At 57.5% G+C, this 14,913-nt stretch carries 14 protein-coding genes; 12 read left to right on the top strand and 2 right to left on the bottom strand.

The window, feature by feature from the left end:
• The 12 genes from flgA to H8K03_03965 all read left to right on the top strand — a co-directional run bounded on the left by flgA (nt 1) and on the right by H8K03_03965 (nt 10,662).
• Nucleotides 1-801, top strand: a complete 801-nt coding sequence (flgA, locus tag H8K03_04020) for a flagellar basal body P-ring formation protein FlgA (GenBank protein UVT21093.1) — start codon at nt 1-3, stop codon at nt 799-801.
• Nucleotides 802-805: 4 nt separating this feature from the next.
• The gene (locus H8K03_04015; GenBank protein UVT21092.1) at nt 806-1,537 is read left to right on the top strand and encodes a flagellar basal body L-ring protein FlgH; all 732 of its coding nucleotides are present in this window, start codon (nt 806-808) and stop codon (nt 1,535-1,537) included.
• A gap of 14 nt (nt 1,538-1,551) precedes the next feature.
• Nucleotides 1,552-1,818, top strand: coding sequence for a hypothetical protein (locus H8K03_04010; GenBank protein UVT21091.1), 267 nt, complete (start codon nt 1,552-1,554; stop codon nt 1,816-1,818).
• A 20-nt stretch (nt 1,819-1,838) separates the two neighbouring features.
• Nucleotides 1,839-2,978 carry a flagellar basal body P-ring protein FlgI gene (locus H8K03_04005; protein UVT21090.1) on the top strand — a complete coding sequence of 380 codons (1,140 nt, stop codon included), beginning with the start codon at nt 1,839-1,841 and terminating at the stop codon, nt 2,976-2,978.
• A gap of 131 nt (nt 2,979-3,109) precedes the next feature.
• Nucleotides 3,110-3,385 (top strand): rod-binding protein, encoded by a 276-nt coding sequence (locus H8K03_04000; protein ID UVT21089.1) that lies wholly within the window; start codon nt 3,110-3,112, stop codon nt 3,383-3,385.
• Nucleotides 3,386-3,472: 87 nt separating this feature from the next.
• The gene (flgM, locus tag H8K03_03995) at nt 3,473-3,778 is read left to right on the top strand and encodes a flagellar biosynthesis anti-sigma factor FlgM (protein ID UVT21088.1); all 306 of its coding nucleotides are present in this window, start codon (nt 3,473-3,475) and stop codon (nt 3,776-3,778) included.
• A 94-nt stretch (nt 3,779-3,872) separates the two neighbouring features.
• The gene (gene flgN, locus H8K03_03990; GenBank protein ID UVT21087.1) at nt 3,873-4,385 is read left to right on the top strand and encodes a flagellar export chaperone FlgN; all 513 of its coding nucleotides are present in this window, start codon (nt 3,873-3,875) and stop codon (nt 4,383-4,385) included.
• 2 nt (nt 4,386-4,387) lie between these two features.
• Nucleotides 4,388-6,415 (top strand): flagellar hook-associated protein FlgK, encoded by a 2,028-nt coding sequence (gene flgK, locus H8K03_03985; GenBank protein UVT21086.1) that lies wholly within the window; start codon nt 4,388-4,390, stop codon nt 6,413-6,415.
• Between the two features lie 13 nt (nt 6,416-6,428).
• On the top strand, nt 6,429-8,192 hold the full coding sequence (locus tag H8K03_03980; protein UVT21085.1) for a hypothetical protein: 1,764 nt from the start codon (nt 6,429-6,431) through the stop codon (nt 8,190-8,192).
• Between the two features lie 140 nt (nt 8,193-8,332).
• Nucleotides 8,333-8,578: a carbon storage regulator CsrA gene (gene csrA, locus H8K03_03975; protein ID UVT21084.1), complete on the top strand. Its 246-nt coding sequence runs from the start codon at nt 8,333-8,335 to the stop codon at nt 8,576-8,578.
• Between the two features lie 10 nt (nt 8,579-8,588).
• Nucleotides 8,589-9,071: a flagellar assembly protein FliW gene (locus H8K03_03970; protein ID UVT21083.1), complete on the top strand. Its 483-nt coding sequence runs from the start codon at nt 8,589-8,591 to the stop codon at nt 9,069-9,071.
• Nucleotides 9,072-9,375: 304 nt separating this feature from the next.
• Entirely contained in the window at nt 9,376-10,662 is a 1,287-nt protein-coding gene (locus tag H8K03_03965; GenBank protein UVT21082.1) for a DUF2130 domain-containing protein, read from the top strand.
• A 50-nt stretch (nt 10,663-10,712) separates the two neighbouring features.
• Here the strand turns inward: H8K03_03965 and H8K03_03960 are convergent, their stop codons facing one another.
• Nucleotides 10,713-13,598, bottom strand: a complete 2,886-nt coding sequence (locus H8K03_03960) for a response regulator (protein UVT21081.1) — start codon at nt 13,596-13,598, stop codon at nt 10,713-10,715.
• Entirely contained in the window at nt 13,598-14,860 is a 1,263-nt protein-coding gene (locus H8K03_03955) for a DUF3391 domain-containing protein (GenBank protein ID UVT21080.1), read from the bottom strand. The genes H8K03_03960 and H8K03_03955 overlap by 1 nt, the downstream gene beginning before the upstream one ends.
• Nucleotides 14,861-14,913 lie beyond the last annotated feature (53 nt).

The following is a 14,913-nucleotide window of genomic DNA, read 5'->3' as shown; positions in this document are numbered from 1 at the left end:
ATGTTTAGAATCCTGAGCCTGATCCTGCTCATGTCGACCGGACTCTTGGAGGCCGTTTCGGCGGCCACAGGGGCATCCAGTGGCGATGCCCGCCCGGTCGCTCCTCAAAACAGAGGCTCGGTTCATCAACAGATTGAACCGGCGGCGGGCCGTGTCGCCGGCAGTGAGGTGACTCCCGAGCAGATGAAGCAGGTGGTTCAGAAATACTTGGAGGACGAATGGGCCCACAAGATTAAGACGGTCTCTGTGTCGGTGTTGGAACCTTCAGATCCGATTCAAGTCTCCGGTAGCCTGGTGGAACTGCGCGTCATTCCAGGGTCGGCTGAGGAAATTCCGGGGCGACGCATATTCCAGGTGGAAGCGGTGACGAACAGCAAGCTGCGGAAAACCGTCCAAGTTCTTGCCGATGTGACGGCGATGATCGATGCGGTCGTTCCCGGCCGTTTCCTCAGAACAGACGAAGTGATCGAAGCCGGTGATCTCAAAACCGCCCGAACTCGTGTGTACCAGGTGAATCATCCGTTCGTGACGGATCAAAGTGAAGTCATAGGGAGGAGCGCGACCAGACCCCTTCCTCCCGATGCCCCACTGCGTTCCGCATTCGTCAAGCTCCCTTTGGTTGTGAAGAAAGGGGATCGAGTCCTCATCCAAGCGCAACGGGGAGGCCTGTCGATCCGGGCGTATGGCATTACCAAGTCGAGCGGGCAGGTGGGGCAGAGCATCATGGTTGCCAATCTGGATTCTGGTCGTGAGCTGAGAGCCACGGTCGTCGCTCCCAGTATCGTTCAAGTGGAGTTCTAACGGGATGTCGATGGATGTCATCAGCGAGAAAGGAATCGACGTTAGACCGCGCCTCGGAACGGCAGTCGGCTGCGTCTGTATAGTCGCCGCGCTTCTGCTGCAGGGATGTTCCAGTCCGCCCAGTGTCTCAAGCAAGATCGCCCTGACCCCATTGCCTCCACCGAAGACAGTGGGTTCGCTGTGGCAGGAGGAAAACGGGCGGGCCTATCTCTATGAGGATCTCCGCGCCATGCGTATGGGCGATATCCTTACCGTTAAAATTGTGGAAAACCACAAAGGATCCAAGTCCGCTGACACGGCGGCTCAACGTGAGTCGACAATTAAAAACAGTCTTGTCGGCAGCGCGATGGGGTACATCGGAATACCGGGAATCCGGTTCAGCGATGAAACACGTCGTGGAATGGGGATCGACGCCAGCGCCGCGAATAAATTCGGCGGAAAAGGCGCCACCAGCCGGGAAGGAACTCTGACCGGTACCATCTCCGTGATCGTCACCGAAGTGCTTCCGAACGGAGACCTTCGTATCGAAGGCCGCCGCGAGGTCAGCGTGAACAGTGAGAAACAGCTCATGAGCATCGGTGGGATTGTGCGTCGCGTGGACGTGGATACGAAAAATACCGTGCTGTCCTCCGCCATCGCCGATGCCAGAATCGAATATTCCGGTCTCGGCGTCCTGGACGATGTGCAGCGACCCGGATGGTTTGTTCGAATTCTTGATTGGGTCTATCCATTCTGAGGAGGGGATATTCTATGCAGGCTCCGGTGAGACGAAGGCCGATTCTGAGGGCAGTTCGCAAGAAGCTGGCGTTGAATCTCCAGACTCTCGAAATGATGGTGCAGAGCGGGGTGGTCCGACGAGCTGATTTTGATCCTCCTCCCACCGTGAGTCTGAAACAATTTCAGGTGGCGGATGAAGCCGATCGTGACTCCATGAGAGGAACGGCTTCTGCGCAAGGTTGGCTGGCGCGGGTCATACTCGGCCGGAAGGCGCTTGCTCTGGCTTCAAGACGTTCATAACCATGAAGGATACTCGACGCATGCGCTCACGGACTCACTCGCTATTATGTTTACTGGTCCTGACAGGCTATCTGTTCTCTCCTTCAAACGCCGATGCAGTGAGAATCAAGGATATCGGCGCGATCGAAGGCGTGCGCGAAAACCAGTTGATCGGCTATGGGCTGGTGGTCGGGCTGGATAGTACCGGCGATCGGGTCATCGGCGGACAGTTTACGATTCAGGCGATGATGTCCATGTTGAACAAGATGGGCGTCAATCTGGTCATCGACCCCATTCAGTTGCTCACCAGAAACATCGCCTCGGTCATGGTGACCGCCAAGCTTCCTCCGTTCTCCAAGCCGGGTATGACACTGGATGCCGTGGTGTCGTCGATGGCGAATGCCAAAAGTCTGCAAGGCGGCACGCTGTTGCTGACGCCGTTAAAAGCTGCAAACCAGCAAGTGTTTGCGGTGGCGCAGGGACCGGTTTCAATCGGCGGGTTTCTCGGAGGGACCGGCGGCGCAGGTGGAGCCACGGTCACGAAGAATCATCAAGCGGCCGGTGTGGTTCCCGGGGGAGCCATCATTGAGAAGGAGCTGCCCGTCAACATCGATTCGTGGGAGACAGTTTCCGTCCTGTTGCGGCAGCCCGACTTTACCACCGCCATCAGAACTTCCGAAGCTATCGAGAGCGCCTTCGGGAAAGGAAGCGCGTCAGCCGTCAATGCCGGATATGTCAAGGCGACGATTCCAACAGAGTTCCACGGTCGCGTCGTCGAATACATTGCCTCAATCGAGGGCCTGGATGTGGCCGTCGATGCCGTCGCGAAAGTCGTCGTCAACGAGCGGACCGGAACGGTCGTGTTGGGTGAGCATGTACGGATTTCAACGTGTGCGATCTCTCACGGCAATCTCACCATCTCGGTCAAGAACACCTTGAATGTCTCCCAGCCGCCGGCGCCGCTTATCGGTTCGACCGCGGGGCAAACGACCGTCACGCCGGATGTGCAGACTGAAATCAAGGAACAGGAGTCGCGTCTGATGGTTGTCGATGAAACAGTGACTTTGGGGGAGGTTGTCCGGGCCCTCAACTCTGTGGGGGTGACACCTCGCGATCTTGTGGCCATTCTATCGGCGCTTAGGTCGGCTGGTGCACTTCAAGCTAATCTTGAAATAATATAGATAAGTGATTTATATATATAATGTATAATGAGTCATTAGGCAGTCATTCTGTAGCATCTTCACCATTATATGTCGATCCGGGTTTCACTCTCCCCTCCGGTCAGCTCGACCCTCAGGTGAATGCGCAAAAGGTGCAAAACCCCGCTGAAGCACGCCGGCAGCTGGTCAAAGCCGGACAGCAGTTTGAGGCCTATTTTATCTCGTACTTACTGAAGGTGATGCGGGAAACGGTTCCTGAGGGGACCATTTCGAATAAGCAAGGGGCCTACTTCCACTCATTTTATGATGAAGAGATCGGGAAACGGGCGGCAGAAGCCGGAGGGATCGGCATTGCCAAGATGGTCCAGGAATATACGGATAAGTATTTCTCATCAGCTCCAATGGGGCACTCAAGTTTTTCTGGGTAGAAACCGATAAGAGGCACGACCGGGGTAAAGTCCACAATTCTAGGGGGATGGTAGCTGGGAGAAGTGAGCGGGGGAAGGAGCGGCGATATGCAGATATCAGATCATGGCAAAGTCGATCATCTTGCAAAGCTATTGCTTGGGGTTCATGAGGCGGACAAATCTGGTGCTCGACAAACGGCTGTCCCGACCCAAGCGGGTAAGGATCAAGTTCAGATTTCCGCACAGGCAAAGGAGCTTCAACGGATTCGAGAACTGGCCAATCAACCTGACCCTGGGCGGACGGAACATGTGGAGCGAATCAAACGCTCTCTTGATAGCGGCACGTATGATGTCTCCGGACGTGCGGTTGGAGACGCGCTCATCAAGCAGGTGCTGACCGACGCCGTGCTCTAGCATCCGCCGTTCCAGAGTCTGAACACACTCTGCTCTCGGTCCAAAGAGACAGATGGCGGAACACAGCGCACGCCTATGATCACAAGGAGTCTGTATGCCCGCGTCTACGTTCTCGCCGGCGATCACCCAGCTCTGCCGCTTGTTGGACCAGGAAAAAGCGACCTGCCTGCAGCTGCTTGAGACGATTCACACAGAACGAGCCGCCATCCGGACGATGGCCATCACCGAATTTCACCCCATCAATTGCCGCCGGCTGGCGATTCTGGAGTCGCTGCAGTCTCTTGCCGACGAACGGCAGCAACTTGTTCGAGAACTGTCGTTACATCACGGTTTGCCGGAGGGGGTATCGATCCAGGACCTTATCGACCAGGTACGAAGCGCCGCGTCGGACGACTTGCGGGAGGGCTACCGAAGCTACATGACGGTAGCCAAAACCGTCCGTGACGAAATCAAACAGAATGTCGTGCTCATCGAAGGCATTCGCGGTGTGGTCGATCAAGCTCTTTCGGCCGGCACACCCGTCTTGCCGGGTCGGGAGCTGTATACCGCCGACGGGCAATCGTTCGTCGCGTCTCACGTCAACGTACTCATTCATCAGCAAGGCTAATCATGATCGGCCTATCGTCGCTCTTCGACATCGCGCGAAGCGCACTGACCACCTCGCAACAAGCCCTCGCCGTCACCGGACATAACGTCGCCAACGTGAATACTCCGGGATATTCCCGACAGGAAGCGGTGCTCACCGAGCGGCCTCCGCTGGACGGACAGCCCGGCATGGCGGGGACCGGCGTGATGGCCACGTCCATCAGGCGGTACACGGATCAATTCATCAACCGGCAACTCACCACCTCCCAGCAGGATCTTGGACGCCTGACCTCGTCGAAAGACGAGTTGTTCCGCCTGCAGAACTTGTTCGGAGACAGCAACAATCAAGGTATCGCCGCGCGAATGAATGATTTTTTCAGCGGCCTGCAAGATGTGTCTACCAATCCGGGTGAGCTGGCGGCCCGCTCTGTCGTATTGGCGAACGCGAAACAGTTGGCGTCGAGTATCAATCAGGTCTCCACCGACCTGGTCACGTCGCGACAATCACTGAATTTCCAAGTCAAGCAGACGGTCGGAGAGGTCAACAGCCTGTCGAAGCAAATCGCCGAGCTGAACAGTCAGATCGTCAGGGCAGAGGTGTCGGGTCAGAATGCCAACGATCTACGGGATCAGCGTGAATTAGCGTTGAACGAGCTGGCGACGCGCATCGATATTACAACCGTGGAGTCAGGAACCGGGGCGCTGACGGTCTTCGCTGCGCGGGGACAGGTTTTGGTGGAGAACGGCTCGATTCGGGAATTGACGGCTGTCGAGGATCCAGACAACGACGGGCTGTTCTCGGTCGGCTATTCCACCGGCGGCACACGCCCCTTGAGCATCGACGCACTGATTTCGAACGGCCGCCTGCGTAGCCTGTTGGATGTTCGCGACACCACGGTTCGAGGCTTGGAAACCTCGTTCGACCGGATGGCAGCGACGTTGGCGAACGCCGTGAACGTCATCCATCGACAAGGGTATGGACTCGACGGATCGACGGGACAAGATTTTTTCGGTCCCGCGACGGTGACCTCGCGGGCTATGACGGCCAATCAGGGAGCCGCGGCGATCAACGGCGGTGCAGTCACCGCAAACGAGCTACTGACGTTTCATGACTACGAGATCCGCTTCTCCTCGGCGACCGCCTATTCCATCGTGGATGCCACCACCGGGGCCACGATTCGCGGCAACCATACCGGCACGGCGATCACGGCGCCTTCTGCGAACAGTCCGCTGTCCATCGTGACCGGGACGAACGATACACTCGCGGTGTCTGTTGATGGTGTGGCATCCGGGACGATCACGTTGGCAGGCGCCGCGAGTCCGGGTCTATCGTATACCTCCGGTGCGGCCCTCGCGCAGGAAGTTCAGAGCAAGATCAATGGAGATGCCACGCTGCAGGCAGCCGGGAAAACCGTAGCGGTCACCTATGACACCACCACCAATCGCCTGGTCATCACGTCGAACAGTACGACAGCCTCGTCGGCCGTCAACGTGACCGGCGGCACGGCTCGAACCTCGCTTGGGTTGATTGCCGGCACCAGTACGGCCGCCTCGGGCACATACGCGAGCCCGACGACCCTTACGTTCGATGGTCTGAGTGTGACGTTGACCGGCGCGGCGGCGGCCGGAGACGTCTTCGAAGTCGATTCGTACAATCACGCGGCGCGTGATCTGACGGTTGCGCTCACGAATCCCTCGTCCGTCGCGGCTTCATCCACGCGAACCGGAATTCCAGGAAACAATACCAATCTCCTTTCGCTGGTCGCCCTTCAGCAGCGACGATTCGCGAGTCTGGATGACGGCACGTTGAACGACGCCTATCGGACCGTCGCGGCGGAGCTGGGTGTTGCCGCGCAGACGGCCGACCGTGACCTGCAAGCGAAAGAGATTCTGAAGGATCAGATTGAGACCTTGCGGGCGCAGGTATCCGGCGTGTCCCTCGACGAAGAATTGGTGAACCTCATCAAGTTCCAACGAGGATTCGAAGCCGCGTCGCGCCTTGTGCGTCTCACCGATGAGATGTTCCAAACGCTGTTGGCGATCAAACCCTAGCATCGAGGATTCTATGCGGGTGACAGAGCTACAGACCTTCGGCGTGCTCACAAATAATCTGACCCGCTCACGCGCGAGAATGCTGGAACTGCAGCAGCAGGTGTCGACCGGTAAGCAGGTGCGACAACCGTCCGATGATCCCAGCGCGTTCAATCACATCGCGTTGGACAAGGCCTCGCTTGCCGTGATCGAGCAACGGGGACGAAATATCCAATTTGGGCAGACCAGGCTGGATCTTTCAGACAACGCCCTCAGTCAAGCGATGAACTCGCTGTCCCGTGTGCAGCAGCTCGCGGTACAGTTTCGCAACGATTCGAACGGTGCGGTGGAGCGGACCATCGGCGCTAAAGAAGTGCGACAATTATTCGCGCAACTCCAACAGTCGGCCAATACCGTGCTGAACGACCAGCCGATCTTCACCGGCACCAGCACGCATGGACGGGTAACCGGACTTGCCTTGACGACACCCGTGACGCTGACAAACGGCACCAACGATGCTCTCAGCGTGACGGTGGACGGGGCCACGTCGGGCACGATCGATCTGACATCCGGGACGGAATCTTTGTCCGGAACCCAACTTGCGGCACGCCTGCAAAGCCGCATCAACGCCGATACGGCTCTGGCCAATGCCGGGAAGAGCGTGACCGTCACGTTTGACGGCGATCATCTCGTCATCGCATCCGATTCGAACGGTTCGCAGTCCGCGGTGCGTGTAACCGGAGGCTCGGCCCGAACCACACTTGGACTCACGGGTGGCAGCGAGACAACCGGAGGTACGCCGTTCGCACTCACCGCCACCGTCGCATCTGCCGCCGGCAACACAGGCGGGGCTGTGGCCGGACACGGGCGAGTGGTGGATGAAAACGCCGCCACCCTGGACGATTATCTGATCCGGTTCACGTCAGCGACGACCTACGATGTGCTGAACGTGACGGCTCCCGTGACCGCAACGCGCGGCTCATCCAACACCGGTGGCGCCGCTGTGCAGAACGCCGGAATGGTGAATGCGCCGGGCCTCACATTGCACGACTATCAAATTCAGTTTACGTCCTCGACACAGTACTCGGTGATCGACCAGACGACCAGCACCACTCTGTCGTCCGGCAACACGTATGTGTCGGGCGAGTCGATTTCATTCGCCGGATTGCGTGTCGTGCTGGCAAACGGCCAGCAAGGAGGGCCTCAAACCGGCGATACCTTCTCCTTCAATGTGTCGCCGAGGAACATCCTTACCAACCAGACGTATGCCTCAGGAAGCGAGATCAGCTTCGACGGCATCCGGGTGACGCTCAGCAACGGGACAGGGGCGCCGGCAAACGGCGATCTGTTCTCCATCGTCTCGGGCTTACAGTACCAAGGAGACGCAGGAAGCCATGCCATCGAAATCGGAACCGGCCAGACTGTGCCGACCAACGTTGCCGGCGATCGGGCTTTCACTTCGGGTGGGGTGGATATATTCGCGGGGGTCAAACAGCTGATCAGCGCATTGCGCGGCAATGACGGGCAGGGCATCACCGAGGCCCTGGGCGACCTGAATCGCGGGGTGTCGCAGATGGCAGCGGTTCAGGGAGAAGTAGGCGCAACATCCAATCGTCTGACCACAAGCGCCGCGCAGCTTGAAGACACCAAAGGGTTCTTCCTCCAATCGCTCTCGCAAACCGAGGATGTCGATCTGGCCAAAGCCATCTCAGACTTGACTCTGCAACAGTTTGCGATCGAAGCGGCGAGCAGGACATTGACGAAGGTATTTGAAAACTCGTTGTTGAATTATCTGTGAGCAGGGAACGGACAGGCATGATGCCGACGACGTTCTGGAAGTCATTTCAATATATTGAGTCTGCTCTTTGCGACATCAAGTTTCCGTCCCGGTAGGCCGATAAGGGTGAGGACTCGTATCTCGCGCCATGGAAGGCTGGTATGCTGGTACTCACACGACGGTGTGGAGAAAGTGTCACGATCGGTCCCGATATCCGCGTGGTCGTGCTTGGTTTGAAAAGCGGACAAGTCCGTCTCGGCATCGAAGCGCCGCGGGAGGTTGCGGTTCATCGGGAAGAAGTCTATGCAAGGATTCAAGACGAAAATCGATTGGCGGCAAAGACTCAAGCCGTGCCGCTCGACGCGTTTCGCCGATTGATTCCTGCAAAACGCCGAATCGCCTCGTGAGGATATGCCTGTGAAGTGCACATCGACCCGCTTTGGATCGTTCGAGGTTCCTGACGAAAGCGTCATACGCTTTCCTTCCGGGCTCCTTGGTTTCCCTGACCAACAACGGTACGTGATGTTGGATCATGATACCGAAGCCCCGTTCCGGTGGCTTCAGTCGGTTGAAGAACCGGGGCTGGCTTTTGTTATCCTGGATCCAACCACGTTCTATTCCGACTATCACGTGGATGTTCCTGTCGATGCCTTGGCCGAAATCAAAGGTGAAGAAGGCGAGGACCTTGCGCTGGTTGTAGTCCTAACGATTCCGTCGGACGATCCGGGTCGGATCACGGCCAATCTGCGAGGCCCGCTCGTCATGAGCCAGAAGACCAAACTCGGGAAGCAGCTGGTTCTTTCAGAGGAATATCCCACCAGACACCCGTTGTTTCCGATCTCCGAGCGTCCGACACCGGAAACGACGCAGGCCGGCGTTGCCGCCGAATGTCGGGTCTAGCGAATAAGCACCCACTCTGACTCTTCTGACACGCTGCCAGCCAAAGCGTTTCTCCCCGTGATCATGGCAGTTTCCGATCTCCTGACACCGAGGGTTTCCCCTCCACTTGATTTGCCCGTCTCAGAGCCGATTGCTTTCTCCAGCAAAAACCGGTAAGCCTTTTCGCCAGTTTTAGGTCAATTCGCCGGCCTTAAAGGTAGGCAAGGGTGTGGGAACTTGCTCCCACAACACGCACGTCGAATAAGAATTCACCTGACCACTGCGGCAGTTGGTCGATTGAGGATACACTGAGGGCGAATTCAGTATGAGCGAGCCAACCATCATCTGCCCCTCCTGTAAAACGGAAATCAAGCTGACTGAGTCCCTTGCTGCTCCGCTGATCGAATCCACACGCCGCGATTACGAAAAGCGCCTTGCTCAGAAGGATGCCGATGTGGAAAAACGCGATACCGTCCTACGGGAGCGGGAAGAAGCCCTATCCAAGGCGCAGCAGGCACTCGATGAACAGGTGGCTGAGAAACTCAAGCTTGAGCGAGGCAAGATTGCGGTTGAAGAAGGGAAGAAGGCCAAGCTCGCTTTACAAAACGACCTCGACCAGAAGGCCAAAGAAGTTGCTGAGCTGAATGACATTCTGAGGCAGCGCGACACGAAACTGGCTGAGGCGCAGAAGGTACAGGCCGACCTGATCAGGAAACAGCGAGAGCTGGACGATGCTAAACGTGAACTGGAACTGACAATCGAAACGCGAGTCCAGGAAGGACTCGCCGTGACGAGAGAGCAGGCCAAGAAAGAAGCGGAGGAAAGTCTCAAGCTCAAGGTGATGGAGGCAGAGCAAACGATCGCTTCGATGCAAAAGCAGATTGAGGATCTCAAACGAAAGGCCGAACAGGGCTCGCAGCAGCTTCAGGGCGAGGTGCAGGAATTGGAGTTGGAAGCGTTGCTCCGGGCCAAGTTCCCTCGGGATACGATTGAGCCCGTACCCAAAGGTGAATACGGTGGGGACGCGCTTCAGCGTGTCGTGGGATCGAGCGGGCAGCCGTGCGGCACGATCATCTGGGAATCGAAACGGACCAAGAATTGGAGTGACGGCTGGCTTGCCAAGCTACGAGAAGATCAACGGGCTGCCAAAGCGGAGATCGCGGTCATCGTGAGTCACTCGCTTCCTAAAGAGGTAGAAACATTCGGAGTGGTCGAGAATGTATGGGTGACACATCCAAAGACCGTGCTTCCGCTGGCGTACACCCTCCGTCATACCCTGATCGAAGTCGCCTCAGCGCGCCAAGCATCGGAAGGGCAGCAGACCAAGACCGAGATGATCTATCAGTATCTAACGGGACCCCGTTTCCGGCATCGGGTTGAAGCGATCGTCGAAGCCTTCTCCACCATGCAGGAGGATCTCGATAAGGAGAGGAAGGCGATCATCAAACAATGGGCCAAACGAGAAGAGCAGATTGATCGCGTCATGCAGGCCACGGCCGGGATGTATGGAGACCTGCAGGGGATTGCGGGAAAGACGATTCAGGAAATAGAAGGGTTGGAATTACGCGCGCTGAATCCACCTGCTTCCGATCCGACCAGCGCAGATAATTGAGTTGGCGATGAGCCAGAGAAGGTAATGTATGGTCGGGAAGGGCGGTTAACTTACGCGGCTGCTCGGGGGAGAGGCTGGTATCCCTGCCGGTAGGATTCAAGCACACGGACGAGCCGAGCGACTTCGAGCTCAAGTTGCGCGTAGACTGGTGGCGCATCATGAAGTGTATTCAGACGCCCGACTGCTTCGAGGCGGCCGGCGGTGAGTCCCACCTCGGAGGCGCATAGATTTCCCGCTGTTCCCTTGAAGGAATGCGCCGCCCGCTCAACGGCGGTCGAGTCGGCATTGGTCAGCGCCGTTCTGATGTCGGCCAGCATCGTTTGGTGGCGATCGAGAAACAGGCAGACGAGTTGAGCGAACAATTCGTTGTCGCGCCCGATATTCTGGTACATCTTCGCGGGATCAAAAATGCCTCGTACGGGGTCGTTCGTGGGAGAACGGGGCTCCTCCGATAGACAGACACTCATATCGGACGATGTGGGGATCCAACGTGAAAGAGCAGCCCGCAGTTCGTTCAATTTGATCGGTTTGGAGAGATAATCGTCCATCCCGGCCGCCAAGCAGCGCTCGCGATCCCCTTGCATTGCATTTGCCGTCACCGCGATGATCGGAATATGCGGGATCGCATACGGCGTAGCGGTTGAACGAGCGACGCCCTCATCGAGCGTGTGAGGAGCCTTGACCGACTGTTCACGTTCTCGAATGCTTCGGGTTGTTTCAAATCCATCCAGAATCGGCATCTGACAATCCATCAGGATGGCGGCATAGTCTCCCTTTGCCAGCGCTACCAAAGCCTCTTGGCCATTGTCGACGACGTCCGGCTGGTATCCAAGTTTCTCCACCATGCGCACCGCGAGTTTCTGGTTCACGAGATTGTCTTCCACCACCAGCACACGCCGATGCTGGACATTTTCCGCGACCGTATGCCTCGTAATGAGTTGCGGGACGACTGCCAGGGTCTGGGTGTCTCTCTGTTCTTGGCTCTCGGGTATGCCGAGCACGGTTTTTAGACAGTCGCGCAGTTCGTCATGGCGGACCGGCTTCGGCAGGTAGCCCATCGCACCGGCCTGGCGAGCCTGTTCTGCGTGGCCCCGTTGCAGTATTGAGGTCATGACCACAAGGCGTATTCCTGAACCTTCAGGGTGATATTGCAGTTCTCGCGCGAGCTGCAACCCGTCTTTTCCCGGCATGACCACATCCAAGATGGCGAGATCGTAGGGCTCTCCTCGCTGCGTTGACTGCGTGATCCGTTGCAAGCCTGCTTCGGCGTCTTCCGCAAGGTCGTCAATCATGCCCCAACCTGAGACCAAATGGTGCAGAATCAAACGATTCGATTCGTTGTCATCGACGATCAAGACTCGCTTTCCGGCAAGATCTCCGGTCGGCAGAATAGCATGCGGAGAGCCGGCTTGTTTCGAGAGGCGCGCGGTGCACCAGAAGGTGCTTCCCTGTCCTGCAACGCTACGGACTCCGATTTGTCCTCCCATCAATTCCACGAGTTGCTTGGAAATCGAAAGGCCGAGGCCGGTCCCGCCGTACTTCCTCGTCGTCGAGCTGTCTGCTTGGACAAATGGGCGGAACAGCTTGGCTTGTGTATCCGGACTGATGCCGATACCGCTATCCGTGACTTCAAAACGGATGACGGCAGCATCGGTGAGGTCTTCCTCGAGGTAAGCCTGCAGGGTCACTTCGCCTTTGTCGGTAAACTTCACGGCGTTGGCCACAAGGTTGGTCAGTATCTGGCGCAGCCGTCCTGGGTCGCCTTTGAGCCCGGTCGGAACCGCCGCGTGCACGAGTCCGGTCAGTTCCAGCCCTTTCGTCTCGGCCCGTTCGGCAAATTGCGCCAATACTTGCTCGACCGTCGTCCGCAAGTTGAAATCGAGGCACTCCAACTCCAGCTTACCCGCCTCGATCTTGCTGCATTCCAGCACATCGTTGATCAACTCAAGCAGCGCCTCACCGCACAGCCGGATGGTTTCCGCGTAGGATTGCTGTTCAGGCGTCAAGTTTGTTTCCATCAACAGACTCGTCATTCCGATGACGCCGTTCATGGGGGTTCGCAGTTCGTGGCTGACCGTTGCGAGGAACGCCGTTTTGACCCGTGCGGATTCTTTTGCCTCATCGAGAGCCCGGTCGAGGCGTTGGTTGCTATGGCGAAGCTCCTCGGCCGACAGTTGGAGCGCCTGCTGTGTCTCACGGACGCTCGTCATGTCGGTGGCGTAGCCTCGAACGACTCCAAAGATTGGAACCGGACAAAAGGTCCATACAAAGCTGGCACCCGGGAGGACGACTTCTTCGCCGTGCAGGATGTGCCGAGTCGTGAGACAGCGCTGCACGATGTCTGGAAGCCGACCGGGCACCACATTGGGAAACCCTTCGGGACTGTATCCGAATCGGGAGAGCAACGAGATCATCGCCGGGTTGGCATACGACAAGCTCGCGTGCCGATCCAGCTCGATGATCGGAGAGGGGCTTTCCTCGGCAATGGCGGCCAAGCGATCACGGTCGTGTTCCAGTTCCACTTCATACGACAGGTCTCGCAGACTGACAACCAGAACACTCATCCCGTCGTGCATGGCCGGGGCGCAAGTCCACTCCACCGGAACAGGGGCGATCCTCCCTCTCAAAAAGAGTTGTTGTGTCGCCGAGGCGGGACGGCCTTTGAGCGCTCCGGTCAGCTGTGACGTAATCGTCGCGGCATCGGATCGGGTGAGCCTGGACCACAGAGCCGGAAATGATTTCGCGATGCGGGAAGTTGACCGTGGCCCGAGCAACCGAAGCCCCTCTCGGTTGGCGGTCTGAATCGTGAGATCGGCGTTGAGGACGATGCAGGCGAGAGGCAGTCCTTCGAATAGATCCACCATGGGGAACACACCCGGCGGAGCGACTGCGATTCGACGTTGATATGGTCCTCGCTTCCGTCCAGACCGTTTCATCAAGCGGCTCGTGACAGAGTTTGGTCCAGATGTATACCGATGTTCATGCGTTCTTTGGCCGGGTCGAGGACGCGCAGCACCGTTCGCACCGTGCGGTCGGGGGACGGCACGGCCAAGTCAACCTCAAGGGGCGTCGTATAGGATCCCCCTTGTGGGTCGGTCGTGATTTTCACAAGAGGCTTGAGCCGTTGCTGAGGGTTGGCTCCGATTACGACTGCCTGTTCGCCGGTATTCAGCTTGACCAGACTTCCGACCGGGTAGACGCCGATGCTCCGAATCATAAGTTCCACGAGAGATTTTTCGAACTGTCCTTTTTCGCCGGCTAGGAAGAGTTGCCGCACGGCATCGTGTGGAATCATGGCGGGACGAGATCCGTGTCGACTGACCATGCCATCATAGTAATTGACGATGCCGACGATCTGCGCGTGGCGTGAGATCTGATCGTTGCCTAGGCCGGCCGGATATCCGCTTCCATCGGCGCGCTCATGATGCTCCCTGACGATGCGCAAGACGTCCTCGGGCATGCCGGGATGCTCGGAGAGAAGCGTCACCCCCAATTTACAATGCTGTTCCAGAAGTGTCTTGTCTTGTCCGGTGCATTCTTCCCGTTTGCGAACAAGATTTCGTGGCAGGCGAACATACCCTGCGTCGTGGAGTAACGCGCCGATACCGATTTGTTCGAGCAGCGGTTGCTCCACCCCACTTTCAATGGCCACGACGAGGGACAGGACGCAAGTATCCAGCGCATGGGCCGTCAATGACCGATCGAACTGTTTGATTTTCTGAATGGCGACCTGTGTGGCCATGGCGGTGCGGTCGCTGAGGATTTGTGCTAGCACATTCGAGACGATCGCCTTGGTAGTCTCGAAAGTCGGAGGAACTCCGCGTTCAAGCTCCTCAAAAATGCGTTCGACAGCTTCGTGAGCCTGTGCATAGACGATCGTCACGGTATGATCGTCAGGCTGCTTCGACTCCGATGGACGTTCGGTACTGGGGTTCGGAGGAGTGGATGCGTCCGGGGTGGCCTGTTGCCGGTCTGCCGTGGGCGGTGTATTCGCCGGAGCCTCTGATGAAAGATCGCATCCTTTACTGGTATCGATCGTCACCATCCTAATCCCATGTTGCTTCATGAGTTCGATGGTCTGGAGATCCTTGATCATTCTTTTATGGGAGAGGAATGGGGTTCGATACCAAGGGACATCCATCTCGATGATGTACATGCCTGGAATCAGCTGCTCGATCGGAATGCGCTTTATCGCCATATGTCTTGGACTCCGAGTCAGAAGTGTCTCCGGTCGGGCGTGCCGACAGAAGA

Origin of the sequence: Nitrospira sp., from assembly GCA_024760545.1 — a bacterium.
In the GTDB taxonomy this organism is placed as follows: Bacteria; Nitrospirota; Nitrospiria; order Nitrospirales; family Nitrospiraceae; genus Nitrospira_D.
The sequence above is the reverse complement of the archived record's forward strand: the minus strand, read 5'-3'. Positions and strand labels throughout refer to the sequence as shown.

Bases quoted from the DNA above. Each gene is read 5' to 3' on its own strand.
- flgN (UVT21087.1), top strand. From the start codon at position 3,873: ATGCCCGCGTCTACGTTCTCGCCGGCGATCACCCAGCTCTGCCGCTTG.
- H8K03_04010 (UVT21091.1), top strand. From the start codon at position 1,552: ATGCAGGCTCCGGTGAGACGAAGGCCGATTCTGAGGGCAGTTCGCAAG.
- csrA (UVT21084.1), top strand. From the start codon at position 8,333: ATGCTGGTACTCACACGACGGTGTGGAGAAAGTGTCACGATCGGTCCC.
- H8K03_04005 (UVT21090.1), top strand. From the start codon at position 1,839: ATGCGCTCACGGACTCACTCGCTATTATGTTTACTGGTCCTGACAGGC.
- flgA (UVT21093.1), top strand. From the start codon at position 1: ATGTTTAGAATCCTGAGCCTGATCCTGCTCATGTCGACCGGACTCTTG.
- H8K03_03965 (UVT21082.1), top strand. From the start codon at position 9,376: ATGAGCGAGCCAACCATCATCTGCCCCTCCTGTAAAACGGAAATCAAG.
- flgM (UVT21088.1), top strand. From the start codon at position 3,473: ATGCAGATATCAGATCATGGCAAAGTCGATCATCTTGCAAAGCTATTG.
- H8K03_03955 (UVT21080.1), bottom strand. From the start codon at position 14,860: ATGGCGATAAAGCGCATTCCGATCGAGCAGCTGATTCCAGGCATGTAC.
- H8K03_03960 (UVT21081.1), bottom strand. From the start codon at position 13,598: ATGAAACGGTCTGGACGGAAGCGAGGACCATATCAACGTCGAATCGCA.
- flgK (UVT21086.1), top strand. From the start codon at position 4,388: ATGATCGGCCTATCGTCGCTCTTCGACATCGCGCGAAGCGCACTGACC.
- H8K03_04015 (UVT21092.1), top strand. From the start codon at position 806: ATGTCGATGGATGTCATCAGCGAGAAAGGAATCGACGTTAGACCGCGC.
- H8K03_03980 (UVT21085.1), top strand. From the start codon at position 6,429: ATGCGGGTGACAGAGCTACAGACCTTCGGCGTGCTCACAAATAATCTG.